Here is a 25,067-nt window from a genome sequence, read left to right on the forward strand (position 1 = left end):
ACGGGGTTGGCGCACCGCCCACGATGTGCTGACCTGCGACTACGAAATCCCCGACCTCACAAAGCGATAGTCGCGCGAACCAGGTTGTGATCGGAGAGCCCGTCCGAATCCTCCACTGCCACCTCACGCACCGTCGCCCCGCGCACGACCACGTGATCGATAACCTGCGACTTCGCCCCTGAGGTCCGGGGACGAGTCGCCAGCGAGCCCGGCGGCAATTCGGCGACGGAGAAACCCTCACCGAGACTCGACGCGACCGTCTCACCGTCGACGTTGAAGTCGCCCAGCAGAATCGCTGGGTATTCCGGTGTAGCGGAGGCCATTTCGGCCAGCCGGGCCAGCTGTTTCCCGCGCCGCCGATCCCCGGTCACGTGGGTAGCGATGACGACAACCCCGCCCGTACTGACCGCGAGCGCACCCTTGCCCGGATCATCCGCGAACGACTCGGCGCTGATCTCCCGACTCGGCCCCTCCACGATGAGCACCAAATGCTCACTCGGATCGCGCAACGCGCCCGCATGCCTGCGCGCGGTCGGCACCCGCACATACTGCATCGAGTGCACGGTCCGCCCGGGCAAGGCCGCCCGCAGACTGAACAGTTGATCGCCGCTGACCTCTTGCAGCGCCACGACCTGCTCGGTTCTCGCCGCCACCTGCTCGGTCACCGCGTCGATGCGCGCCGCCTCGTCCGGCCACCGGCTGGAGACGTCCTCGTACCAATTCTCGGCGTGGATGCGGTGCAGAACGTTCCACGTGGCAACGGTGATCACAGGTCGCGATGCTAGGGGACCGCGCACGGACGCTGTTCGGCGGAGCGGCATCCGCTCGAGTGATGCCGGAGGTGTATGGGAGTGCGTGATCGGTTCGCCGGTGTTCAGGTCGAAGCGATTGGGGTATCGCCGGTTTCGTCGGTGATCCGATCGAGGCGCGGGAACAGCAGCTCCTTGATCAGCAACAAGACCGCCGCGGCGACCGGAATCGCGAGCAGCGCGCCGACGATACCGAGCAGCGCGCCGCCGAGCAGCACCGCGACCACCGTCACCACGGCGGGCACCTGCACCGTGCGGCCCATGATCTTGGGTGCCAGCAGATAGTCCTCCACCAGCCGCAGGAAGACGAAGAACCCGACGGTGGCGAGGCTGACCGGCAGCGACACCGTCAGCGCGACCACCGCGATGATCACCCCGGCCAGTGTCGAACCGACCAGCGGGATCAGATCCAGCACCGCGACGAGCACCGAAAGCACCAGTGCGAACGGCACATCGAAAGCGAGCAGCCAGACGAAGGTGACCACGGCGGTGATCAGTGAGATGAGCAGATTGCCGAGCACATAGCCGCCGACCTTGGCGAAGATGGCGTCACCGATCAGGATCGCGCGTGGCCGGCGTGCGTATGGGAAGAAGCGATACACGCTGGCGCGCAAGGTCGGGAAGTTGGCGGAGAAGTAGGCGGTGAGCACGCTGACGATCACCGCGCTGGTGACCGCGCCGAACACCACCTTTCCCGCGCCGAGCAGGCCGCCCATCCAGGAGGTGTCGGTGGCGATGCCCTGTTGCAGTTTCTCGTCCAGGTGCAGTCGTTCGGAGGTGCTGCGCACGATCGGGTAGGTCTGCTCTAGGTGCCGCAACTGATCGGGTGCGTGATCGATCAGCCCTCGGCCCTGATCGATCAGCGGAGTGATCGCGGCCGCGAGAAAAGCGGCGAGGCCGATCAGCACGCAGACGAAGACGATCGCCACGGCGACCCCGCGGCGGACGCGGTGCCGGGTCATCCAGGACACGACCGGTTCCATGCCGATCGCCAGAAACAGTGCCGCGATCACGAGCACCAGCGCGTCGCGCGCGTCGACCAGCAGGCGGGCGAAGGCGACGGTGACGATGACGCCCGCCGCGCCGGCCATGCCGATCATGAACGGCGACCAGCGATCGAAGCGCTTGCCCGGCGTGCCCAGCGGGTGCTTGTCGGTGCTGATCGCGGCGGCGTCGGCCTCGGCCGCGGTGATGAGCGCGGGTTCGTCCTCGGCGTGCGGTTGGCCGACCCAGTGGCTGTGGCCCGCTTCGGCCGTGCCGTCGTCCACGGAATTCTCTGTCGAATCGTTCACCGAGCTGGTCCTTCTGCTGTCACCACGCCCTGGCGGCGGCGGGTGCTGGCTGCCTACCCGGTGCCGCGTCGGCGAAACAGGACCTATGCATACATAGCGATCTATGCATATGATAGGCGTATGAGAACAGAGGGACGAGGCGAACACACGCACGGGGGCGCATTCCTGGGGGAGCGGTCGGAGCTGATCTTCGCGATCGCCTCCGGCGTCACCTACGCGGGTGGCATGACGGCGAAATACCTGGTGTCCGCGCCGGAGTGGGTGGCGCTCGCCCTGTTCGCGGCGACCTACTTCTTCGGCGGCTACTTCACCATCCGCACCGCGATCAACACCGTGCGCCGCGGTCGCTTCGAGGTCGACTTCCTGATGCTGGTCGCCGCGGTGGGCGCGGCCATGGTCGGCAAGTGGGCCGAGGGGTCGGTGCTGCTGTTCCTGTTCAGCCTGGGGCACGCGCTCGAGGAATACGCGATGGGGCGTGCGCAGCGCTCGATCGAGGCGCTCGCCGAACTCGCTCCCGACACCGCGCTGGTGCGTGGGCCTGACGGGGTGGTGCGCGAGGTCGCGGTGGACGCGCTCGCCATCGGCGACGTGGTTGTCGTGCTGCCGAATTCGCGCCTGGCCGCCGACGGGGTGGTGGTCGACGGAGTGAGCAGCGTCGACGAGTCGTCGGTGACCGGTGAGAGCATCCCGGTGGAGAAGGCGCCCATCGCCGACTCTGCCGCCGCGTTGGCGAGTAGTACGCCCGTGCCGGAATCGCATCGGGTGTTCGCGGGCACGATGAACGGCTCCGGCGCGATGGACGTGCTGGTGACCAGCCGGGCCGCCGACAGCATGCTGGCCAGGGTCATCACGATGGTCCGCGAGGCCGACACGCAGAAGTCGCCCACCCAGCGATTCATCGATCGCTTCCAGCTGTTCTACGTGCCCGTCGTGCTCGCCGGTGTGCTCGGCGTACTGGTCTTCGGTGTGTTCGCCGCGTCGGAACCGTTCGCCGACAGCTTCTATCGCGCCATGGTCGTGCTCGTCGCCGCCAGCCCGTGTGCGCTGGCGATCGCCACTCCGAGCGCGGTGTTGGCCGGCATCGCCCGCGCCGCGCAGGCCGGCGTTCTCGCCAAGGGCGGCGGACCCCTGGAAACCCTCGGCCGCGTGCGGTCCATGGCCTTCGACAAGACCGGCACGCTCACCTGGGGACAGCCGAAGGTCACCGACATCGTCGAGGCCCGCCCCGAACTGCGCGACGAACTGATCGCCACCTTGTTCGCGGTCGAGTCCTACAGCGACCATCCGCTCGCCGGCGCGATCACCCGCGACCTCGCGCTGCTCGTGCCCGCAGGCACCGAACGCACCGCCACCTCCGTGAACTCGGTGACCGGTCGCGGCGTCACCGCCCTGGTCGACGGTCGCGCCACCGAAGTCGGCAACCGCACCATGTTCTACGAACTCGATCCCGAAGGCGTGCCCAGCGAGATCATCCGGATCGTCGACGAACTGCACGAGCGCGGCCGCACCACGATGATCGTCCGGCACGCCGGCGTGTACCTCGGCGTCGTCGGCGTGATGGACATTCCGCGCGCCGAAGCGGCGCCGGTCGTCGCCAGGCTACGCGAACTCGGCATCGACGACATCGTCCTCATCTCCGGCGACAACCAGCGCGTCGCCGACGCCGTCGCCGCCGACATGGGCCTCGACGCCGCACACGGCGGCCTGCTGCCCGAGGACAAGGTCACCATGATCGGCAAGCTCGGCGGCCGCAACGGCACCGCCATGGTCGGCGACGGTGTCAACGACGCCCCCGCCATGGTCAACGCCTCCGTCGGCATCGCTATGGGCGCAGGCGGTTCCGCCGTCGCCCTGGAAACCGCCGACATCGCCCTCATGATCGACGACATCGGCCGCCTCCCCTTCGCCGTAGCCCTCAGCCGCCGCACCGCCCGCATAATCCGCCAAAACCTGACCTTCTCCCTCCTGATAGTCGCCGCCCTCGTCCCCGCCACCCTCCTGGGCCTCCCCATCGGCCCAGCCGTTTTCATCCACGAAGGCTCCACCCTCCTGGTAGTCGCAAACGCCTTGCGCCTCCTACGCTTCCGCCGCGGTGCCGAACACGCAGGAATCGACCACGAACCCCGGCCCATCAACTGACCGCACGGCTGCGGAGGCCGAGCCCGGCCGGCACTCGGTGCGAGTAAGCACTCGATGCCGAATGTTCGAACACCCCCGATGGGCGGAACACGCTGGTCACCAACGGCCGGCTTTGCCTCACGGCAGGGCTCACCACCGGCCGGATCGGATCAACTGGCAGGTAGTGCAGCAGCGCACTCGATGCCATTCCGCTCCAACCTCATTCGCTCGCCCCGGGTGGGTCGGCCCCAGCCGACCCGCCCTAGTTGACGGGGGATCAGTCTTTGTTGACCTGGCTGGTTCGCCACCATCCTTGGACGAGATCGGCGACGGCGGTCGGTTGGCTCAGGTATGGGGAGTGGCCGGTGTCCCAGGTTTCGGACATCGAGCAGCGGGCGGCGAAGCGGGAGATCAGTGGGGCGGGGATGGTGTGGTCGTCGCGGCCGGCGATGTAGACGGAGGGGATGTCGTGCCAGCTCACCTGGGCGGGGGTTGCGGCGAAGATCGACGGGGGTTCTGGGCGGAGGAGTTCGATTGCGCGGGTGGCGGTGGATTCGTCGACGTCGCCGTAGAGGTTTTTCCGTGCGTCGGCGGGATCGAGCTGTAGCCGGCCGTCGCTGTCGGGTACGACGACGAGCCCCTCGGGTGGGGCGCCTGTTTCCTTCGCGACTTCTTCGAGCAGCTGCGCGGGTGACTCACCGGCATCGAGAATCCAACTGGTCAAGAAGATCAATCCCGCTGCACCACGGACCGTTCCAGCGGTCACCCCGCCGAAGGAGTGCCCCAGCACCAGTGGCGGCCGGGCGGACGCGGCAACAATGTCCTCGACGAGGGCAGTGCTGTCATCGAGCGACAACTCGTAGAGGTCCGGCACCTCCACGCTCATATCCGCGGAGCGCAACCGTCCGACGAGGTCGTCATAGTGAGCGGGTTGATGCCAGGCACCGTGCAGGATGATCACGTCGGTCACTCCCGCAGTGCACACCATGCCGCCACGGCACAGTCAAGCCACACCCGCACACCCGCCCGGACACGCCGCGTTTTCCAGCTCACGCGCGCCTGGGCACTCCGCAACACAGTTCTGCGCCCGCGCGCAGGTGTCGGCATGATCCGCGGACAGCCGCGAATCGGCCCCCGTCAACACGGAATCTCCACATTTGGTGCGGTACCTCTCCACAGAGCATGGCTAGGGTTCCGGGCATGGAACAGAGCGGAGCGGCTGGGGGACAGCTGGCGCGGCGGATTCTGGTGGTCGATGACGAGGTGACGATCGCGGAGTCGGTGGCGGCGCGGCTGCGGGCCGAGGGGTTCACCGTGGACCTGGCGCATGACGGGCCGAGCGCGGTGGCCGCCGCGTCGACGCTGACACCCGATCTGGTGGTACTCGATGTGATGCTGCCCGGTTTCGACGGACTCGAGGTGTGCCGGCGAATCCAAGCCGAACGCTCGGTCCCGGTGCTGATGCTGACCGCCCGCACCGACGAGACCGATCAGCTCGTCGGCCTCGGCGTCGGCGCGGACGACTACCTGACGAAACCCTTCTCCCTGCGCGTCCTCGCCGCCCGCGTGCACGCCCTGCTCCGCCGCATGGACCGCGCCGCCGACCGCGACGGCGACACCATCATCGTCGGCGACCTCCGCATCGACGTCGACCAACGTCGCGTCTGGCGCGCCGACATCGAAGCCCAGCTCACCCCACTCGAATTCGACCTACTCACCCGCCTGGCCCGCCGCCCGCGCGTGGTCCTGGCCCGCGAACGCCTGCTCGAAGAGGTCTGGGACTGGGCCGACGCCGCAGGCACCCGAGCCGTCGACAGTCACGTAAAGGCATTGCGCCGCAAACTCGGCGCCGACCTGATCCGCACCGTGCACGGCGTCGGCTACGCGTTGGAGGCGCGATGAAACGCTCCCCGGTACCGAGATCGGGTGAGGACCCCCCTGCTGCGCGTGCCGAACGGTCGAGCGCCGAGGGTATCGTCCGGCGCCGCACGCTCATCGAACGACTCCGCGCGCTTTCGGACTGGATCGCCGAGATCCTGCCGCGCCCCCTGGATTCGGTGCGATCGATCAAGGTGAAGCTGGCGATCCTCATGCTTTGTGCCGGCGGAATCGCGTTCGGGTTCTTCCGGATCAAGATCGGGTGGCTACCGCCGAAGACGACCTTGGCCGCTGTCGGACTCGCACTGGTCACGTCGCAGTTCCTCGCGCACGGCATCACCCGGCCACTGCGCGAGATGACCGCCGCAGCCAAACGAATGGCACACGGCGACTACACCCGCCGGGTGCGCGCGACGTCCCGGGACGAGGTCGGGCAGCTGGCCGAAGCGTTCAACCAGATGGCCGCCGATCTCGCCGCCGCCGACCAGCAGCGTCGCGACCTCATCGCGAACGTCTCGCACGAACTGCGCACCCCGATCACCGCACTGAACGCGGTGCTGGAAAACCTCGTCGACGGTGTCTCCGAACCGGATCCGAAGACATTGCGCACCGCCCTCGCCCAAACCGAGCGGCTGAGCCTGCTCGTCTCCGAACTGCTCGACCTGTCCAGCATCGAAGCCGGCGCCTTCCCTCTCGACCGCGAAAGCCTCGACCTCGCACCGCTGTTGGCGGAGGTCGTCGCCGAGGCAGAGGTCGCCGCCGCGGCGCTCGGACGCGGCGTCCGGTTCACTACCGACGTGCAGCCAAGCACCGTAACGGTTTTCGCAGACCGTGCACGTCTGCATCAAGTGCTGCTCAACCTGCTCGACAACGCCGCACGGCACGGCCCGGCCGGCGGCGAAGTCCGCGTCATCGCCCGCCGACAGTCCGGCAAACTGGTGATCGAAGTGTCCGACGACGGCCCCGGCATCCCGCCGGCCGAACGCGCCCGCGTCTTCGACCGTTTCACCCGCGGCGGCCGAACCGCAGGCGGCGGAACCGGTCTCGGCCTCGCCATCTCTCGCTGGATCGTCGACCTGCACGGCGGCACCATCGCCGTCGCCGACCCCGGCTCTCGCATCCGCGTGGTCCTGCCCGGCCACTGACCTGTCACACCTGCCCGTCCCGGAGCGATACGTCCCGGGGCGATCCCGCACACCCTCAGGAGGGGAATGTATGTCCGAAACACCCGATGCGCCAACACCGTCGAGACCTGACGGGTCCGAACCGGCGTGGCCTGTCGAACTCACCGAGGGGCATCCGGCGCCCGGTACCGGAGCGACGTTGCTGGCGGACAAACCGCAGGCCGACACCGAGCCGGACGACGCGACGCCGACCGGCGGTACGGCTCAGCTGATGAACATGCGCTCGCTGCCGATTTACACAGCCCCACCGCCGAAGTGGCGTCGCGTCGCCAGCCCGCGCGGTGTCCTGCCCGCCGCCTGCCTCGCCGGAGTCACCGGCGCGGCGCTGATCCCGTTGGACCGCCCGGGGATCGGCTGGCTGCTGGCTGGTTCGGTGGCGGTCGGCGCGGTGTACCTGGTGGATCGCAATGCGCGTCAGTCGGCGCAGGGTGCGGGGTGGGACCCGGCCGAATCCGAATGGGACACGGCCGAATCCGAAGTCGGTTGGTCAGCCGGGTCCAGTGATCCGGAGACGGAACGATCCACGGCGACATCGAATCCCGGAGGGGAGGATTCGACGTCCGAGGTCGAGGCGAACGAAATCTCTGACGCTGGCGAACCCGGCTCGGCCGTAGCGGATTCGCAGCCCGTTGAACTCGAGAAGGCCCCGGACTCGACCCCATCGAGCCCGCGAGCGGCGGGGGAGTCGAAACAACAAGCGGCAGTGTTGAAGTCCGGCACGACGCAGAAGGCCCTGGCCGATGCCGCCGCCACCGCCGATGGGCGGGAGGCTCGGCTTGCGGAGGCGGACTCGAAGACCAGTGGGCTTGCCGGATCGGATAAACCGACGCCTCGCTCGGCCGGGCAGATCGACGATGAGGCGAACTCGGTCGACCTGGGTCCGCAGGCAAGTGAGTTCGGCGAATCCGAGGCACCACCGCGGGCCGGAGCTGACGGTGCGCGCAAAGCCGTTGCGGTAGAGGCGAATTCCACGGCAGCGGAAACGGCCGAAGCGAACGATGCTGCCGCGAAGACGGCTCCCGAATCGGCCGTACCGCCCAGTGACCGTGTCGCCAGCGCAATAGATACGACAAAACCCGACGCGAAGCTGAAATCCGACGCCACCGTAACGTCGGAGGATCCGGTAGACGCGACGACTTCCGAGGGTGCGCCAGACGCAACGACTTCGGCCGCGGTAGACGTGACGACTTCGGCTGCGGTAGGCGCGGGGAGGTCCGAGGGCGCAGTAGACGCGACGTCCGAGACTGCGGTCGATGAGACCTTGTCGTCGGCAGATCAGCCGACCGATGAAGATTACGACGAAGCCTCGCAATGGCCCATGATCCCCGCCGGATTCGGCGAGAAGTACGCCCGAATCTGGTGGACGACAATGCTGCTGGCTCTGCTGGCGGTCAGCACTTTCCGCGCGGCGGGTTGGCTGGGCATGCTGTGCGTATTCGGCGCGTGTGTCGCCGGATCGCTGGCGATTGTCGATCGACGCTCGGCGCGCGGCGTGCTCTATGACGTGACCGCCTGGCCGTTCGCGGTTTTCGAGGCGGTCCCGTGGGCGCATGCGGGGATCCAGCGGATCCGGACCGGTACGCGGCAGCGGGAGTGGGGGATCGCGGTGTCGGTGCTGGTCACCGTCGCGCTGCTTGCCGTGTTCGTGCCGTTGCTCGGCGGCGCCGATGCCACCTTCGCGAAACTGCTGGAGTCGGTGACGCCGCAGGTCGACGGAGACCGGACGTTCCAGTGGATCGCGGTATTCGTCGTAGTCGGATTGGCGGCGATCAGCGCGATGTACCTGCTGGCCGGCCCGCCGCCGCCCGCAACCGAATCCGAGGAGGCGGGGCGGGGACGGTCGCTGCGCCGCGTCGAGTGGGCGCTGCCGGTCGGTGCGCTCACGATCCTGTTCACCGTGTTCGTCGGTGCTCAGTTCATGGCCCTGTTCGGCGGCGACGGCTACGTGCAGCGCACCGCGGGCCTCACCTACGCCGAATATGCGCGCAGTGGTTTCTGGCAACTGGCGGCGGTGACCGTCCTGACCCTCGCGGTGATCCTGGTCGTCCTGCGCTGGGCGGCGAAAGACACAGTGGCCGACCGGTTGTGGCTGCGCGTGCTGCTCTGCGCGGTGAGTGTCCTCTCGCTGATCATCGTCGCGTCGGCCCTCGGCCGCATGTGGACCTACCAGCAGGCTTACGGTTTCACCTTGCTCCGACTGCTGGTCGAGGTCTGCGAACTCTGGTTCGGTCTGGTCTTCCTGCTGATCCTCGCCGCGGTCCTGAGCCTGCGCCGGATGTGGTTGCCGCGCGCGATGATCGGAACGGCCATGGCCACCCTGCTCGCCCTGGCCGTCCTGAACCCGGAACGTCTCATCGCCGACCAGAACATCAACCGCTGGCAGCACGGCAAGTCCATCGACACCGGCTACCTCGCGGAACTCTCCGCCGACGTCCTCCCCGCCACCGACCGTCTGCCCGAGCCCACGCGCACGGAAATCCGCAACCGCGTTCGCGACCACCTCGACCCGGATAGTTGGCACACCTGGAACCTGTCGCGCGCGAACGCCGCGGAGTAGCTGGCAGCGCGATTGGCGCGAAACATTCGCTCCCTGAGCGATACCGGTACCTACTCGATCAAGTCGATCAGGTACCGGTATCCACTCGCGGGTTCAGCAACGCGCGTCAGCTTTCGCCGTTCTCGTCCGGCAGCAGCCGTCCGGAGACTTGTTCCTGGGCCAACCTGCGCAGTGCCGACAGCAGGGTGTCGCCGAGAATCGTTCCGACGATGGCGGTTTCGGTCATCCGCTCGACGGTAGGTTCGTCACGCACGAGTCCGATATCGATCTCCGCGATGGTTTCGGCGGCCGCGGCGTAGTCGTCGAGGACGGCGATCACGTCGGCGTGGTTGAGCTGCCGCAGGGCCGCGCACACGTCGGTGAGGGTGTGGCGGGCCGGGCTGTCGTCGCCGGTGGACCATCCTCGGCGGGTGAGCAGTGCCTCGACGTCGGCCTCGGCCGCATCCTGCTGTTCCGCGCCGACCGGGGATCGGCGTCCGCCGAGTGCGTACATGGCTTCGCCGAGTGCCTCGTGCGCGCTGAGGTTGCCGGAGTCGAGGACGGTCAGCAGCTCCGACGCGGCACTGATCGACACCCCGCCGATGTCCACGAGCGCCCGGATGAGCCGCAACCGGTTGACGTGGTCCTCGCTGTAATCGACCTGATTGTGGTGGGTCCGAATGCCGGGGGACAGCAGCCCTTCGCGCAGGTAGTACTTGATCGTCGCAGGCGGGACGCCACTCGTGCGACTGAGTTCGGCGATCCGCATGGGCGTCTCCTGATTTCGCGGCTATTGACAGTGAGAAGTACAGCTATCCATAATCGCTACCGATAGTACAACTATCGATAGTTGCTGTACCAACTCGCGAAGGCTGAACCATGACCGCGACCCACCGGCCGTTGGCCGGACCACCCGTCACGCAGTGGCATCGCCCGCTGCTGTTGCTCGCCATCGCGATGGCGATCCTGGTTGTCGTGTCGATCGGCGGGATGATCGTCGACGACCGTGTGCTGACCGGCCTGCCCATCTGGGCGAAGTCGGTGAAATTCGCGCTCTCCACGCTGATCTACGCCGTGACCTGGGCCTGGTTGATCGCCCAGCTGACCCGCTGGCGTCGCTTCGCCTGGTGGGCGGGGACGGTGGCCGCTGTCGGGCTCGGTGTGGAGCTGGTCATCATCGTCGTTCAGATCGCGCGAGGCACGACGAGTCACTTCAACTTCACCACGCCGCTCAATGCCGCGCTGTGGAACACGATGGGCGCCAGCATCATCGGCGTCTGGACGGCCACGGTGCTGGTGGCCGCTGCGCTGTTCCTCAATCCGACAGCGGACCGGGCCCGCACGTCCGCGATCCGGGCCGGCGCGGTCCTCTCGGTGATCGGCGCGGCCTTGGGGATGCTGATGACGTCGCCGACTTCGGCTCAAATGGCAAGCGACAGTATGATTATCGGTGCGCACACCGTTGGGCTCGCAGATGGCGGTCCGGGTCTGCCGATCCTCGGCTGGAGTACCGTAGGCGGCGATCTACGCGTCCCGCACTTCTTGGGAATGCATGCGCTGCAGGTGATTCCGCTTGTGTTGATCGCGTTGGAGTTAGCTGCGCGCCGATTCCCGGTATTGGGCTCTGTGCAGAAGCGTCGCGCGATCAGCCTGGTCGTCACCGCGACCTACGGCGCACTGCTCGCGGTCTTGACCTGGCAGGCGTTGCGTGGACAGTCCGTGGTGCATCCCGATTCGCAGACCGGGCTCGCACTTGGTGGAATCGCCCTTGCCGCAACGGTTTCCGTGGTGCTGGTTCTGCGTGCCCGCCTGACATTCGCGGCACCGGTCGCGATCGGCGGCGCCCGATGACAAGCCGACTGTTCGACCTCACGTTCCTGGTCGCCGCCCCCTTCTGGGCACTGATGATCCTCGCCCCACGTTGGCGCATAACCCAAACGATCGTCGCCTCGCCGCTGATCTGCGTGCCGCCGCTGCTGATCTACGCGATCCTGGTCCTACCGGATTTCGCGACCGTCTGGTCCGCCGTGACGAGCCTGAACCTGCCCGCCGTGCAAGCCCTGCTCGGTACCAGCGCGGGCGCTGCCGCCGGCTGGGCGCATTTCATCGGATTCGATCTGTTCCTCGGACGATGGATCTACTTGGACAGCCGCACCCGCGCGATCCACCCACTGCTGATCAGCCCACTACTGGTGTTCACGATCCTGCTCGCACCGCTCGGCGTCCTCATCTACCTGCTCATCCGATCCGTGCGCGCACCTCGCCCGGATCGCGTACCCGCGGAGGCGTAATGGAGACCCTCATCCTTCTCGTCGTCGTCCTGTTCGGCCTGCGCCTCGCCGGCACCCTCGGCGCTCGCCGCTTCACCCCCTGGCCGACCTGCGCCGCCTACGCCCTGGCGCTGATGCTGATCATCACGGGCACAACCCATTTCATCCCCGCCGCCTTCACCGACACCCCGATACCCACCCACGCCGACTTCGTCGCGATGGTCCCGCCCTTCGTGCCGTTCCCCGGTCTGATGGTCTACGCGACCGGACTGCTCGAGCTGGCCGGCGCCGCCGGACTCCTCCGCACCCGAACTCGCCGCTGGTCCGGCCTCAGCCTCAGCGCCCTGTTCGTCCTGCTGATCCCAGCCAACATCTACGCGGCTTTGTCCGCGATCCCGTTCCACGGCACCCCGGCCACCCCACTGTGGGTACGAATCCCCGAACAGATTCTGTACATCGGGGTCGCCCTGTTGGCTGCCACTTCAACGGCAGTTGGCGCGAAGCCCGAAAAGGCGCGCACGACAACAGAGTCCCTGAAGGTCGGATAGACGGCGGCACTCCTGTCCGTGCCGCGTGCCGATCCGTCCTGCTCTTCGATGCGAGCGCGACCTGTCGTTCCTCGCTGACGGGGCGTCTTTCTCTCCGTCAGACGCCCGCAAGTGCGCGGGCGACCGCGTCGGACGCTCCTTCGGCCACCGCGGCCATCACGCCGGTGCCTCCACCACACAACACAGTCGCCCCGGCCTCCGCCAATAGCCGACCGACCAGTCGTGCCCGCTCACTCTCGAACTCACTGCACTCCCGCGGCCCACACACTGCGACCTGCATCCGCCACCTCCTGGAATCACGAAGTTCCCTCGCCCCGTAAGTCGGGCACCGAACAGGACGCCACCGAGCAGTTACCCGACCGTTGCCACCACCGAGTCCCACTCGGAGCGTATCGACGCACTGGCGGGGAGTGAGCGGGTAGGGAAGGCCATCACCGCCGAGGACGCCGGCCGTTGGCGCGATAGCTGCAACCCATCTGCCGGACGTTTGCCACCCACCAACTGCCGGCAATCGACGCAGCTCACCGAAACCGGCGCTCCGGTCTGTCTCTCATTCGACCAGCATGCCCGCCCAAGGTGTGCAATGTTGTTACTGCGCAACGGCATTGAGGGGTGTCTCGCAGCGCTGAGTAGGCACCGGTTAAGGGGGTGCGGCGGAACTATGTCGTCGTCCAACGTTTCCGGGGGGAGTTCCGCCGCGCACCGCGGGCGGCGCAAGGCGGTTCCGTTGTGGCCGGGGATGATTCCGCCGCCGCGCCCGCAACCCTGGCATGCGCAACGCCGGAACCGGCCGTGGCTGGTGGGGTCGGCCGCGGTGGTCGGATCGGTGGCCGCGGTGGCGGTGGTCATGGTGTACACGGCGTCGGCGAGCACTCCGCGACAGTCGGCCACCTACTCCGATCCGGTCCTCGGCGGCGGCCCCGGCTGCCAGCCGACCAGAAGCGAACAGTTGGTGCGCGGCAACGGAACCGGCTCGACCAGCTCGGGCCCGGACGTCATCCTGGCCTTTCAGTACGCCTACTACGTCGCCAGGTCGGGCGCCGACGCCCGCGCGGTCACCACGACCGACGCGACCGTGCCGCCGGTCGACGTAATCAACGCGGGCATCAAATCCGTCCCGGCCGGCACCCAGCACTGCGTGATCATCACCCCGATGGCCGACGGGCGCTTCGACGTGGTGATCACCGAGATCCGCCCCGACGCCGCCGTGCGCACCTACCGCCAGTTCGTCACGGTCACCGCCGCACCGGGCGCGGTCTCGATTGTCAAGATCGCACCCCCGACGTGATCGGTGCGCCTGACCGCCTTTACGTCGAAACGATCGCCAACTGCCGCGACTGCGCAACCAAAGTCCCTGCGCTGTCCCAGATCTCGAAGTCTTCCTCGTGAAACCCGTCCATCAGATAATTGGTCGTCACCCGACACGCCAACCACCCCGGAGCAGGCCGGTTCCGGATATGCACGGTGAGTTCGATGGTCGACGACCCCGGAATCCCGAGATCGAACACCACCGGCGCAACCGCGTCGACCAGAAACGCCAGCGCGATCGGATCTGCCTCCCGCCCATCCGCCAGTCGCATCCAGAACTCGACACAGGTGGCACCGCCGGGACTGCCCCGCCAGAACCCGGGCACCTCCGCCATCCGCGTCTCGGTCCGCTCGGAGATCGTGGGCCGCTGCCGCGGATACTCGGCGAACGGATCGACACAGTCCTCCGGCGCGGGCAACGCCGGCGGTTTGCCGTTGACCAGCGTGGGCCCTTCGGCCGCCCCCAGATCGGTGAATGTGGCCAGTACCCGCAGGATTTCCTTGTCGTCGCGCAGCATGCTCGCCTGCCCGGTCGCGGTGCGCCGCCCGACCCGCACCATCTCGGTGGTGATCCGCGCCGGCCCGGGACTGCCCGGTCGCAGGAAATGCGCGGAGGCGGAAAGTAAATCGGGGTGCGGGAACTCGTGGCGCAGCGCCTGTAAACAGGTAGCCAGCAGATACCCTCCATTCGTTGTGCTGATGAAGGTGGTCCACCGGTCCGACAGAGTGAGCGCGAACTCGTGCTCCCCGACCCGTTCGCTGGCCGTATCGCTGTCGAACACGAAACCTGCCGTAGTAGTCATCCCACGATCTTGCCTGCCGAACGGGACATGAGCGAGCGCGCATCCGGCCGTGTCCCGTTCCGCAAAAGCTAGCCAGTCCGTTGCTGGTTGCAGCGCGAACTACCGGTACGGCTATTGGATGTGCGCTCACGAGCGCCCCGGCGAAAGGGAGACAGATGCAGACATTTGCCATGAACACCGATATCGCTGATTGCCGGGTGGATCCCGGTCCGATGTCCGCGGCTCGCGCGCATCGAGCGATGCAGATCCACCTGGACTGTTCGGTCGACACCTGCCGGGTCCGCAGGCGCGCCCGCGGCATCCTCGTGCAGTCCGGGTCGATGGTGCTCGATCCGCGCGCTGTCCGTTAGCTGTGGACCACCGGAAAACTCGTCCCGAATTCGACCCATCCGGCCCGGCGATCCAGGCGAATTCCGTTCCGTCCAATCCCCAGCACGGCTTCGAGCCGTATCGACGGAAGCGAAAGACAACAATGACTGGTATGCGACGTTCGGTCGTGGCGGCGATGGTGCTGACCGCGTTGGTGGGTGCCTCGGCTTGTTCGAGCGACAACAAGTCCGACGACAAGACCGCGGCCCCCTCCGCGTCCGCGGCGATGACCACCTCGGCCGCCGCGTCGGGTGATCTGGTCGGTTCCGGCTGCAAGGCCTACGCTCAGCAGGTGCCGACCGGCGCCGGCTCGGTCAGCGGCATGGCGATGGATCCGGTCGCCACGGCGGCCTCGCACAACCCGCTGCTGACCACGTTGGTCGCCGCGGTGTCGGGGCAGCTCAATCCGCAGGTGAATTTGGTCGACACGCTCAACGGTGGTCAGTTCACCGTGTTCGCGCCGGTCGACGCGGCGTTCGCGAAGATCGATCCGGCCACGGTGGAGTCGTTGAAGACCGACTCGGCCACGCTCACCAAGATCCTGACCTATCACGTAGTGCCGGGCCAGGTCACCCCGGACAAGATCGCGGGCTCGCACAAGACCGTCGAAGGCGCGAACGTGACGGTCACCCGCAGTGGAGATGACATCAAAGTGGGTAATGCTTCGGTGATCTGCGGTGGCGTGAAGACGGCAAATGCGACGGTATACATGATCGATACCGTGCTGATGCCGCCGGCCGCGTAACCTCGCCACACCGTAGTTCGGAATGGTCCTTCCCCTTCAGGAGTCGTGCTCGCCGTGTTGCTGCCGCAGATCCATTCCAGATCCGTCCCTGTCAGCGATCGATGCGGAGGTGAGCATGCCGAATGAGCCGAAGCTCGCCGCGATCCGCCTGCGCCGCAACAGCGGCGAGGGCGGACCGCCGGTGACGCCGTCGTGCTCGACCGGCCTGGATCCGGAGGAGGCCGCGCGGTCGCGGCGGCTGGTCGAACTACTCGATTCGATCGCGGGCGGCGATCGAGATGCCTTCACCGAGTTCTATCGGGCGACCAGTCACCGGGTGTTCGGCTTGGCGCTGCGTATTCTGCGCGGTCACGCGGCGGCCGAGGAGATCACCCAGGAGGTGTATCTGCAAGCCTGGTCGCTGGCGTCGGGGTATGACCGGAAGCTGTCCAGTCCGATGGGTTGGCTGATGATGCTGACCCACCGGCGGGCGGTGGACCGGGTGCGCCGCGAGCAGTCCGCCGCCAGCCGCGACATCGCTTACGGCCAAGCCAATTTGGGCCGTGATCACGATGTCGTCGCCGAGGAGGTCGGGCAGCTGCTCGACGAGCAGTCGGTGCTCGACTGTCTCGAGACGTTGACTGCGATCCAGCGGGAGGCGGTCGCGCTGGCGTATTACAGCGGCCGCACCTACAGCGAGGTCGCCGACCACCTCGAGGTCCCGTTGCCCACCATCAAGACCCGGATCCGGGACGGATTGAAGCGGCTCGAGAACTGCCTGACAGGAAGTGATACCCGATGACCGACCCCGAGCGGCCCGGCACGGACCTGCTCGACCTGGCCTACCCGTACGCGATGGACGCGGTCGCCGAGCTCGAGCGCCGCACCATCGAACATCGGTTGCGCGATGCCGATCAGGATACCGCGAATGCCTTCGCCGCCATTGTTTCCGGTGTGCGGGAGACGTTGGCCGCGCTCACCGTGCTGGATGCGACCGCGCCGCCGGCCACATTGGAGATGACGTTGTTGCGGGCCCTCGACGAGGCGACCGGGGGAACGGGTAAGTCCCGCAACAGGTTCGAGCGGATGCGGTGGCTGGCCGCGGCGGTTGCCGTTGTGGTGGCGATCGGAGCCGGCGTCGGGGTGGTCGTGTATCGCTCCACCGATTCGGGTCCGACCGGGCTCACCGCGCAGCTGGTGCTCGAGCAGCCCGATGTGATGGTGAAGTCGGTTCCGGTCGCGGGCGGCGGCACGCTCACCGTGCGCACTTCGGCTCGAATCGCTGCCGCCACAGTGAGTTTCGAGTCGGTGTCGGCTCCGCCAGCGGATCACTCGTATCAGGTCTGGTTGATTCCGCTCGGTGGAACCGCGCGTTCTGCGGCGGTGATGACCGAGCTGCCTGCCTCCGGTCCGGCGATGGTGACTCGCTTCGATGCGGTGGACACGTTGGCCATCACGGTCGAGCCGGTTGCCGGTTCTCCGACGCCTACGGGTGGCGTGATCGCGAGCGTCAACCTCACCTGACCCCAGCTGCCTCGCACGCGTCGCAGCTTCCATCCCAACGATAGGGAATCTGCGATGAAACATGTTGTGGCACAAACACGCCCGAAACGGGTGATCAACCTGGCCGCCGCTGCGTTGACGGGGGTCTTGGCCGCGCTGACGGTGCTCGGCGTCGGTCATCTGGTTGCCGCGGTGATCGATCCGGCTGCCTCACCGTTCTATGCGATGGGTGCCGCGGTAGTCGACCATACGCCACATGCGTTGAAGGATGCAGCGATTCGTCGATTCGGGAGCAACGACAAGCTGGCGTTGTTCGCATCGATGGGCGCGGTGATGATTGTCTTCGCGGCGATCCTGGGCATTGTCGAGCGGCGGCGTCCGCTGGGTAGTGTGCTGCTGGTTCTGCTGGGCGGTGTCGTTGTCGAGGCCGCGTTGCAACGCCCAACGGCCACACCATGGTTCGCGGTACCGGCGATTGTCGGCGTGATCGCCGGGGTTGTGGTGATGCGAGTGCTCATCCGGCAGATCCCGGATGGTGATCGTCGGCTCAGTGCCGAGTCGGCGGCATCGGTGGAATCGACCTCCGACAGCGCTCGGGCATCGAACGGGGTGCCGCAGGCTAGCGGACCGACGCCGACGGTCTCGGTCTCGAGTGTCGGTAGACGGGGTAGTCCGGAGGTGGGCGACAAGCGTGAGCCGAGTGCTGGACGGCAGGCGCCGAAGTCGGACGGCGATTCTGAAGCCCGACCCGACGACCGGGAACCAGGTAGTGGACGGCACTCTGCGCCGGTTGGCCGCGATCATGCGGTGCGGCGTAACTCGGAGTCGGGCGGTACTAGGTGGTGGCGTACCGAACGACACTCCGCCGCACCGACCGGAACGGACGCAGGTGACGACCCTGGGCTCAGGGGAGGCCGGCATGCTGCCGAGTTGTCGTCTGCTGAAGGTGTCGAGGCGGCGTCGGATGGTTCGGCGGCGTCCGGCGACGGGGGCTCGGCGGGTGGGTCGCGATCGGAGGGCGAACAGCAGCAGTCCGCTGATTCGGCGGCATCTGGGGATGCAGGTTCGGCGGGTGGGTCGGGACCGGAGGGCCCCGCAAAGCCGTCCTCGAGCCCCGGGGCCGGCGTAGTACCGGCAGGCTCGCCGCCGAGTGCCGGACCGCCCTCGAGTCGTGACGCCGGGGCCGGAACGCCAGGCTCCGGCACACCGAGCGGATCGTCGTCGGCTGCACTCGGCAGCGAGGGGGCGCGAACGCGCGAGGTAGCGAACGGTGATGGTGTCGGACGAACAGCGAGCGGCGGGCTCGAGACGGGCTCTGGCACGGCAGCAGGCGTCGGATCCGTAGCGAACGGGGGCGCGGCGGCGAATGGCAAGCTCGTCGGGGCCCACAATGTGATGGAGGGGGCCAGCCCCGGGGGTCGTGTTCCGGTGGTGCAGGGCGGGCTCGATGACTCCCGGCGTCTGGACCACGAGGGAACAGGTGCGTCGCGCTCGCCTGGCGAAAGTGCTTCGCGCCGTGGGTTTCTGGCGATGGCAGTGGGAGTTGGTGCCTTGGCGGCGGGTGCGGCCGTTGCGGGGAAGTGGATCGGCGCGCGGTTGCATGACGTGGTGGCCGATCGGGCCGGGTTCGTTGTCCCGCGGGCGGCTGTGCCCGCGCCGGTCGCCGGACCTGGTGTGCGGCCGGCGGTTCCGGGTCTGTCCGAGTTCGTCACGCCCAACGATCGCTTCTATCGAGTCGACACGGCACTGCAACTTCCCGCGTTGACGAGCGGCGACTGGCGGTTGCGGATTCACGGAATGGTCGATCGGCCAATCGAATTGGATTTCGACCAGTTGCGGCGCCGGGTGCCGGTCGAGCGGTTGATCACCATGACCTGCGTGTCCAACGAGGTCGGCGGCGACTTGGCGGGTACCGCGGTCTGGACGGGCTACCCCCTGGCGGACCTGCTCGCCGAGGTAGGTGTGCGCCCCGAATCCGACATGCTCCTGTCCCGCAGCATCGACGGATTCACGGCGGGCACACCGGTTTCCGCGGTCACCGACGGCCGCGACGCCCTGCTGGCGATCGGCATGAACGGCGAACCGCTACCGATCGCCCACGGCTACCCCGCGCGACTGATCGTGCCCGGACTCTACGGCTACGTGTCCGCCACCAAATGGGTGATCGACCTCGAACTCACCCGCTTCGACCGCGCCAAGGCCTACTGGACCGAACGTGGTTGGGGCGCACAGGCTCTCATCAAAACCGCCTCCCGCATCGACGTCCCCGCCGCCTTCGCCACCATTCCCGCCGGCGAGGTCACGGTCGCCGGTGTCGCCTGGGCGCAGCACCGCGGCATCGACACCGTCGAAATCCAAGTCGACGACCAACCCTGGCAACCAGCCACCCTCGCCGACGAATACTCCACCGACACCTGGCGCCAATGGACCTGGCGCTGGACCGCCACCCCCGGCCCCCACACCCTCCGCGTCCGCGCCACCGACCGCACCGGCGCCACCCAAACCGACCGCCGCACCCCACCCTTCCCCGACGGCTCCACCGGCTGGCACAACCGCGTCATCACCGTCAGCTGACCAAATCGACCCGCCGCACTCACGACCACGCCGCCGAGCATCCGGTCGAGCCCGCTGACTCCTCCGCGGTGACGTAGAGCGCCTTCGCGTCAAGATGGTGCCGTCCGGATCGGCGTGCCGCCCCGACCGCCACTCCGAAAAGCGGCAGCGAGGCCGCGATCCCCGGTGGACGCCGCCGGGGTTCCTATCGAGTCGGTGGGATCCAACGCTGGAGTCGGTGGGATCCGAGGCGTTACTCACCTGGCGCGTCGGGGGCTGTTGGGTGCCGACGATGGCGATGCTGCGCGGCCGACCATTACCTGTGAGGTAATCGTCGTGCTGCTGCGTTGTTCGTAGGATCGGGGAGTGAGTACGCAAACGGCGGGTGATCTGCTGCGACATTGGCGGCTCGAGCGCAGGCTCAGTCAGCTGGAATTGGCGGGGCGGGCGGAGACGTCGGCCCGGCATCTGAGTTTCATCGAGACCGGGCGTGCGACGCCGAGCCGGACAATGCTGTTCCATTTGAGCGAGCATCTGGAAATCCCACTGCGCGAACGTAATCGGTTGTTGCTCGCCGCGGGGTATGCGCCTGCCTACGCGGAACCGTCGCTCGACACTCCCGCGATGGACGCGATCCGCCGGACGATGCGGCAGATCCTCGTCGGCCACCAGCCGTATCCCGCGCTCGCCATCGACCAGAGCTGGACCATGATCGACGCGAACAGCGGTGTCGCGCTGCTGCTCGCCGACATCGATCCCGCCCTGCTGACCCCGCCGGTGAACGCGCTGCGGTTGAGCCTGCACCCCGACGGCATGGCAGGGCAGATCGTGAACCTCGCGGAATGGCGCGGCCACGTGTTCGCCCGCCTGTCCCGCCAGATCGAGGTCACCGGCTCACCCGACCTGATCGAACTGCGCGACGAACTGCGCGCCTATCCCGGCGACGAAATCGACCCGGCGCTACCCGAACCAGATCAGTCCGTCGTCCCGCTCCGTCTGCTGCGCGACGGCCACGAACTGTCCTTCATCAGCGTCACCACCGTCTTCGGCACCCCTATGAACGTCACCGTCGCCGAACTCGCCATCGAATCGTTCTTCCCCGCCGACGAAGACACCATGAAGCGCCTCACGACCCCATGACCGTCGCCGACCACCTCGGCGCACTCCTGGGCACACCCGTCCACGCCGTCACCGACCTCGGGGCCAGTCACGCATGGACACTGCACCGCGCCACCCTGGCCGACGGCCGCCGAGTCTTCGTCAAGGCATCCGCCGAGCCGACCACGGTCTTCGCCGCAGAAGCTGCCGGTCTGCGTTGGCTCGCGACGGGTGCACCTGATGAACGCAGGGGCTCGCGCGATCCGCAAGGCGGGCTTGCTGTCGACCCGGAGGCTAGGGGCTCGCGCAATCCGATAGGTAGGCCTGCTGTCAATCCGGCAGCGCCGCTGCCCCAAGTGCTGGGCGCGGATGACCGGATGATCGTGCTGCCTTGGTTCGACGATGTCGGCGCGACACCCGCCGCAGCCGAGCGCTTCGGCCGGGAACTGGCTGCGCTGCACGCGAATTCACCTGACGAGTTCGGTGCACCGTGGGACGGCTGGATCGCCGAACTTCCCTTGGACAACACGCTGACGCCGGGTCCCTGGGCGCAGTGGTACGCCGAACGCCGCCTCGCCCCCTACCTGCCGCAAGCCGCACCCCACCTCGGCCGCGACGGAATCCACCTGCTGGAACAAGTAATCGACCGCATCGACACCCTCGCCGGCCCACCAGAACCACCCGCCCGCATCCACGGCGACCTCTGGTCCGGCAACATCCTCTGGACCCCCGACCGCGCCCTCCTCATCGACCCCGCCGCCCACGCCGGCCACCGCGAAACCGACCTCGCCATGCTCACCCTCTTCGGCGCCCCCCACCTGGACCGAATCCGCGCCACCTACAACGAAACCCACCCCCTGGCCGACGGCTGGCACACCCGCATCCCCCTCCACCAACTCCACCACCTACTCATCCACGTAGTCCTCTTCGGCCCCACCTACCGCGCCCAAACCCTCACCGCCGCCAAGGCCGCCCTAGCGAACTAGCCCGCTCGCCCAACCTGGTGAACTAGCCCGCTTGCCCAACGGGACATGACGAAGCGCCCACCAGCGTGTCGCCACCACTACGTCCCGTTCGACTGCAAACCCACCGGCGAGCGGGACACGGTGGAGCGGTTACTTGGAGTATTCCGCTGCCATGCCCCGTTCGGCGAGGGGTACGGCGGCTGGTTCACGATCAACGGCGCACGGTGGGCGTTTCGGGGCACGGTGGGCGTTTCGGGTAGTGCTCACCGGGATGTGCCGTTGGTGACGCTCAGCTCTCGACGCGCGACATGACTTTCTCGGCGAACCGGGACAGGTTGGCGATTTTGGTGTCGAGAGGTTCGGTGTCCTGTTCGAGGGTGTAAGGGAGGCGGAAGCCGACGATGACGTCGGTGACCCCTTTGTCTTCGAGTCGTTTGATGCCGTCGACGGTGAATCCGTCGAGGGAGATCACGTGGACTTCGAAGTCCTTCCGGGTTCCGTATTCGGCGCGCATCGCATCCAATTCGACCAGTAGCTTGTCGAGTTCGGCCCCGTCGCCGCCCGCGTGCATCCACCCGTCCCCGCGCTGCGCCGCTCGTCGCAACGCGGGCTTGCTGTGCCCGCCGATGAGGATCGGCACCGGCTCGGTCGACACCGGACTTATCTTGATCGGCGGAATGTCGTAGAACTCGCCGTGGAACTCGAAGTACCCACCGGCGGTCAGCCCGCGCACGATGTCGATGCACTCGTCCATTCGCGCGCCCCGCTTCTCGAACGGCACGTCCATGATCTCGAAGTCGTCGGGCCACGGACTGATCCCGACTCCGAGCCCGAACCGATTGCCGCTCAACGCCGCCACCGACGCGGTCTGCTTGGCGACCAGGACAGGCGGACGGATCGGCAATTTCAGTACGAACGGCGTGAACCGCAGCGTCGTGGTCGCCGCCGCCATCGCCGCGCTGAGGACGAACGCCTCGATGAACGGCTTGTCCTCGAGGAACTCCCGGTTCCCGTCGGGGGTGTACGGGTACTTGGCGTCGGAGTCGCGCGGATAGGCGATGCTGTCGGCGACCGCCATGGACGTGTACCCGGCTTCCTCGGCGGCACGTGCCAAGGGCACGTAGTACGACGGGTCGGTCATGGTCTCGGCATAGGTGAAGCGCATATCAGTCGCCTTCCTGGCGCCGTAGCGCCGCGTGCGCCCCGGCGCGGCGCCCGAAGAACGAGCCCTCACCGAGACAGGTTCCACTCGAATAGCCGCCGGTGTCCTGCGCGATATTGGACGCGCAGGCGCCGGCGGCGTATAGCCCCTCGATGGTCGATCCGTCGGTCCGGAGCACCTCGCCGTCGACGGTGGTGCTGAGTCCGCCGAGGGTGAAGCCGACGTAGGTTGCCGTGCCCGGGGTCAAATCGAAAGCGCCCCAAGGACCTTGGGTCAGCGGGGTGATCCAGTCCGGATGCTTGCCGAGCTCGGGGTCGTGCTCGTCGGCCGCGGCGACGTTGTAGTTGGCGAGGGTCTCCTGGAGCGCGCCGACCGGGATATCGAGTGCGGCCTCCATCAGCGCGACCGTCTCCCAGCCGTCGATGAACTTCACCATCGGCAGCTCCGGCCAGGCCATGTGTTTACTGTCGACGATCAGGTAGGCGGTCGAATCCGGTTGCGCGACAACCGCTCCCGCGGTCCGCCCGTGGTAGGAGTCCTCGGCGACGAATCGTTGGCCTGCCTTGTTGACGATGATGCCGTGCAGCAGGGTGTCGGGCGGATAGAACGAGGCGGTCAGGAACGCGCCGTCCATGTGCGCGGTCGCCGCGCCTGCGGACTGGCCTAGCCGGATGCCGAGACCGTCGTCGGTCGGGACGCCCAGCGGCAGGAAATGCTGTGCGAGCCGGGTGTGGGCGGCGAGCATGCCGGGATTCATCACGAAGCCACCCGCGGCCAGCACCACCGCACCCGAGGCCGCGCCGCCGGGCCAGCGCGCTCCGACTATGTGATCTCCGTCGGCGACAAGCTGATCGACCTCGGTCTCGTAGCGGACCCGGATGCCCAGCTCACGTACCCGCTCGGTGAGTACCCGCATCACCTCGTGACCGCCGCGCTCCGCCGGCGCATTCACCTTGTGTCCCCGCGGGGCTGGGCGTGCTTGGTCCAGATAAGGGGAGACCTTCTCGTTCCCGGTCCACATCAACCCCTCGGTTCCCGGCTGCACCACCGCCTTGCCGGGATAGAACGACCGCTCGAAGGTCAGCCCTTGCGACTCCAGCCACGCGAAGTGCGCGACACTGCCCACGCAGTAGGCGTCGACCTTCAGGTGATCAGGGTCAGGTGAAACGGCGGTCAGGTAGTCGCGCATGGCGGCCGAGCTGTCCTCGTGTCCGGTGGCCTGTTGCACCGGGGTGCCGCCACCGAGATAGAAATGCCCCGCCGCCAACGCCGATGCTCCGCCCGCTGCGCCGGTGCGCTCCAGGATCAGTACGTTCGCGCCTGCCTCGGCCGCGCCGATCGCCGCGCAAGCACCGGCGATGCCGAAACCGACGACCACGACGTCCGCGGTGTCGTCCCACCGGGTCGGCTGCGGCGCGAGCCACGGAACTTCGGTTCCTACTGCCATGGATTCGCGAACCCCTCCGGAATCATCGCGTCGAACATCGCCTTCATGTCCTCGGACAGGCGCATCAGCTCGAAGCACGACCCGATCGGCCCACCATCGAGATACGCGAACTCCATCCCGACACCGTCGAACTTCCCTCGCGCCAGCACCTCGATCCCCGCCGCCTGCGCCTCGTCGAGCGCACTGTCGAAGTCCGTCGGCACCCACGCCGCATGATGCAACCCAGGCCCGACCCGGTCGAGATGCTCGCTGTACAAACTGACCCCACCCCGCGGTTCGATCAGTTCCAATTGCTGCCCGCCCGCGTATCCGAGACCCACCGTGATCGTGTAATCAGCTGGCGCACCATGCAATTCACACAACTCCGGCCCGAAGCGCACGTCCGGAATCGTGAACCATTTCGCCACCCCGTACCGCTCACTGAACTGCCGCTGCGCAGCCGCCATATCCCGCACCACCCAGCACAGCTGGAAGATCGGCCCGTGCGCGATCATCGGGTA

General features: G+C 67.5%; 23 protein-coding genes and 1 pseudogene. 15 read left to right on the forward strand and 9 right to left on the reverse strand.

Annotated features, from left to right (window positions below; all coding sequences use genetic code 11):
• Window positions 1-56: 56 nt before the first annotated feature.
• Window positions 57-770, reverse strand: coding sequence for an endonuclease/exonuclease/phosphatase family protein (locus AB0M22_RS28510; RefSeq protein ID WP_364733157.1), 714 nt, complete (start codon window positions 768-770; stop codon window positions 57-59).
• A 104-nt stretch (window positions 771-874) separates the two neighbouring features.
• Window positions 875-2,077, reverse strand: a complete 1,203-nt coding sequence (locus AB0M22_RS28515) for an AI-2E family transporter (RefSeq protein WP_364734030.1) — start codon at window positions 2,075-2,077, stop codon at window positions 875-877.
• Window positions 2,078-2,221: 144 nt separating this feature from the next.
• On the opposite strand from AB0M22_RS28515, the gene AB0M22_RS28520 reads away from it, so the two are divergent.
• Window positions 2,222-4,240 carry a heavy metal translocating P-type ATPase gene (locus tag AB0M22_RS28520; protein WP_364733160.1) on the forward strand — a complete coding sequence of 673 codons (2,019 nt, stop codon included), beginning with the start codon at window positions 2,222-2,224 and terminating at the stop codon, window positions 4,238-4,240.
• 256 nt (window positions 4,241-4,496) lie between these two features.
• Here AB0M22_RS28520 and AB0M22_RS28525 read toward each other — a convergent pair whose 3' ends face one another.
• Window positions 4,497-5,189, reverse strand: a complete 693-nt coding sequence (locus AB0M22_RS28525; protein ID WP_364733163.1) for an alpha/beta hydrolase — start codon at window positions 5,187-5,189, stop codon at window positions 4,497-4,499.
• 230 nt (window positions 5,190-5,419) lie between these two features.
• Between AB0M22_RS28525 and AB0M22_RS28530 the strand changes: the two genes are divergently transcribed.
• The 3 genes from AB0M22_RS28530 to AB0M22_RS28540 all read left to right on the forward strand — a co-directional run bounded on the left by AB0M22_RS28530 (window position 5,420) and on the right by AB0M22_RS28540 (window position 9,838).
• Window positions 5,420-6,121, forward strand: coding sequence for a response regulator transcription factor (locus AB0M22_RS28530; protein ID WP_364733165.1), 702 nt, complete (start codon window positions 5,420-5,422; stop codon window positions 6,119-6,121).
• Window positions 6,118-7,242 (forward strand): ATP-binding protein, encoded by a 1,125-nt coding sequence (locus AB0M22_RS28535; protein WP_364733168.1) that lies wholly within the window; start codon window positions 6,118-6,120, stop codon window positions 7,240-7,242. The genes AB0M22_RS28530 and AB0M22_RS28535 overlap by 4 nt, the downstream gene beginning before the upstream one ends.
• A 70-nt stretch (window positions 7,243-7,312) precedes the next feature.
• Entirely contained in the window at window positions 7,313-9,838 is a 2,526-nt protein-coding gene (locus AB0M22_RS28540; protein WP_364733170.1) for a DUF4153 domain-containing protein, read from the forward strand.
• A gap of 106 nt (window positions 9,839-9,944) precedes the next feature.
• Here AB0M22_RS28540 and AB0M22_RS28545 read toward each other — a convergent pair whose 3' ends face one another.
• Window positions 9,945-10,586 carry a MerR family transcriptional regulator gene (locus AB0M22_RS28545; RefSeq protein ID WP_364733173.1) on the reverse strand — a complete coding sequence of 214 codons (642 nt, stop codon included), beginning with the start codon at window positions 10,584-10,586 and terminating at the stop codon, window positions 9,945-9,947.
• A 110-nt stretch (window positions 10,587-10,696) separates the two neighbouring features.
• Between AB0M22_RS28545 and AB0M22_RS28550 the strand changes: the two genes are divergently transcribed.
• Genes AB0M22_RS28550 through AB0M22_RS28560 form a run of 3 tightly spaced genes read left to right on the forward strand, consistent with a single transcriptional unit; the run spans window position 10,697 to window position 12,635 of the window.
• Window positions 10,697-11,668 carry a hypothetical protein gene (locus AB0M22_RS28550; RefSeq protein WP_364733175.1) on the forward strand — a complete coding sequence of 324 codons (972 nt, stop codon included), beginning with the start codon at window positions 10,697-10,699 and terminating at the stop codon, window positions 11,666-11,668.
• Window positions 11,665-12,108 carry an ABA4-like family protein gene (locus tag AB0M22_RS28555; protein WP_364733177.1) on the forward strand — a complete coding sequence of 148 codons (444 nt, stop codon included), beginning with the start codon at window positions 11,665-11,667 and terminating at the stop codon, window positions 12,106-12,108. The genes AB0M22_RS28550 and AB0M22_RS28555 overlap by 4 nt, the downstream gene beginning before the upstream one ends.
• Window positions 12,108-12,635: a hypothetical protein gene (locus tag AB0M22_RS28560; protein ID WP_364733179.1), complete on the forward strand. Its 528-nt coding sequence runs from the start codon at window positions 12,108-12,110 to the stop codon at window positions 12,633-12,635. Before AB0M22_RS28555 ends, AB0M22_RS28560 begins: the two co-directional genes overlap by 1 nt.
• 97 nt (window positions 12,636-12,732) lie before the next feature.
• On the opposite strand, the gene AB0M22_RS28565 is transcribed toward AB0M22_RS28560, so the two are convergent.
• Complete coding sequence (locus AB0M22_RS28565; protein WP_364733181.1) at window positions 12,733-12,915, reverse strand: hypothetical protein; 183 nt, start codon at window positions 12,913-12,915, stop codon at window positions 12,733-12,735.
• A 381-nt stretch (window positions 12,916-13,296) separates the two neighbouring features.
• On the opposite strand from AB0M22_RS28565, the gene AB0M22_RS28570 reads away from it, so the two are divergent.
• Window positions 13,297-13,923, forward strand: coding sequence for a hypothetical protein (locus AB0M22_RS28570; RefSeq protein ID WP_364733184.1), 627 nt, complete (start codon window positions 13,297-13,299; stop codon window positions 13,921-13,923).
• Between the two features lie 19 nt (window positions 13,924-13,942).
• Here AB0M22_RS28570 and AB0M22_RS28575 read toward each other — a convergent pair whose 3' ends face one another.
• Window positions 13,943-14,746: a thioesterase family protein gene (locus AB0M22_RS28575; RefSeq protein WP_364733187.1), complete on the reverse strand. Its 804-nt coding sequence runs from the start codon at window positions 14,744-14,746 to the stop codon at window positions 13,943-13,945.
• A 155-nt stretch (window positions 14,747-14,901) separates the two neighbouring features.
• Here AB0M22_RS28575 and AB0M22_RS28580 point away from each other — a divergent pair, with 155 nt between their 5' ends.
• The 7 genes and pseudogenes from AB0M22_RS28580 (at window position 14,902) to AB0M22_RS28610 (ending at window position 21,979) form a co-directional block, all read left to right on the forward strand.
• Complete coding sequence (locus AB0M22_RS28580; protein ID WP_150401444.1) at window positions 14,902-15,096, forward strand: hypothetical protein; 195 nt, start codon at window positions 14,902-14,904, stop codon at window positions 15,094-15,096.
• 131 nt (window positions 15,097-15,227) lie between these two features.
• Window positions 15,228-15,860 carry a fasciclin domain-containing protein gene (locus AB0M22_RS28585; protein WP_364733190.1) on the forward strand — a complete coding sequence of 211 codons (633 nt, stop codon included), beginning with the start codon at window positions 15,228-15,230 and terminating at the stop codon, window positions 15,858-15,860.
• 115 nt (window positions 15,861-15,975) lie between these two features.
• The gene (gene sigK, locus AB0M22_RS28590; RefSeq protein WP_364733192.1) at window positions 15,976-16,641 is read left to right on the forward strand and encodes an ECF RNA polymerase sigma factor SigK; all 666 of its coding nucleotides are present in this window, start codon (window positions 15,976-15,978) and stop codon (window positions 16,639-16,641) included.
• Window positions 16,638-17,363: an anti-sigma factor gene (locus tag AB0M22_RS28595; RefSeq protein WP_364733195.1), complete on the forward strand. Its 726-nt coding sequence runs from the start codon at window positions 16,638-16,640 to the stop codon at window positions 17,361-17,363. The genes sigK and AB0M22_RS28595 overlap by 4 nt, the downstream gene beginning before the upstream one ends.
• A gap of 1,479 nt (window positions 17,364-18,842) precedes the next feature.
• A pseudogene (locus AB0M22_RS28600) lies at window positions 18,843-19,916 on the forward strand (molybdopterin-dependent oxidoreductase); the annotation flags it as partial.
• A 345-nt stretch (window positions 19,917-20,261) separates the two neighbouring features.
• Window positions 20,262-21,035: a helix-turn-helix transcriptional regulator gene (locus AB0M22_RS28605; RefSeq protein WP_364733198.1), complete on the forward strand. Its 774-nt coding sequence runs from the start codon at window positions 20,262-20,264 to the stop codon at window positions 21,033-21,035.
• Window positions 21,032-21,979, forward strand: a complete 948-nt coding sequence (locus AB0M22_RS28610) for a fructosamine kinase family protein (RefSeq protein ID WP_364733201.1) — start codon at window positions 21,032-21,034, stop codon at window positions 21,977-21,979. Before AB0M22_RS28605 ends, AB0M22_RS28610 begins: the two co-directional genes overlap by 4 nt.
• A 268-nt stretch (window positions 21,980-22,247) precedes the next feature.
• On the opposite strand, the gene AB0M22_RS28615 is transcribed toward AB0M22_RS28610, so the two are convergent.
• Genes AB0M22_RS28615 through AB0M22_RS28625 form a run of 3 tightly spaced genes read right to left on the reverse strand, consistent with a single transcriptional unit; the run spans window position 22,248 to window position 25,061 of the window.
• On the reverse strand, window positions 22,248-23,123 hold the full coding sequence (locus tag AB0M22_RS28615) for a TIGR03619 family F420-dependent LLM class oxidoreductase (RefSeq protein ID WP_364733203.1): 876 nt from the start codon (window positions 23,121-23,123) through the stop codon (window positions 22,248-22,250).
• A 1-nt stretch (window position 23,124) separates the two neighbouring features.
• Entirely contained in the window at window positions 23,125-24,567 is a 1,443-nt protein-coding gene (locus tag AB0M22_RS28620; RefSeq protein ID WP_364733206.1) for an FAD-binding protein, read from the reverse strand.
• Window positions 24,558-25,061, reverse strand: a complete 504-nt coding sequence (locus AB0M22_RS28625; RefSeq protein ID WP_364733208.1) for a VOC family protein — start codon at window positions 25,059-25,061, stop codon at window positions 24,558-24,560. Before AB0M22_RS28625 ends, AB0M22_RS28620 begins: the two co-directional genes overlap by 10 nt.
• Window positions 25,062-25,067: the final 6 nt, after the last annotated feature.

The sequence above is a fragment of the Nocardia sp. NPDC051756 genome, assembly GCF_040681495.1.
Lineage (GTDB): Bacteria > Actinomycetota > Actinomycetes > Mycobacteriales > Mycobacteriaceae > Nocardia.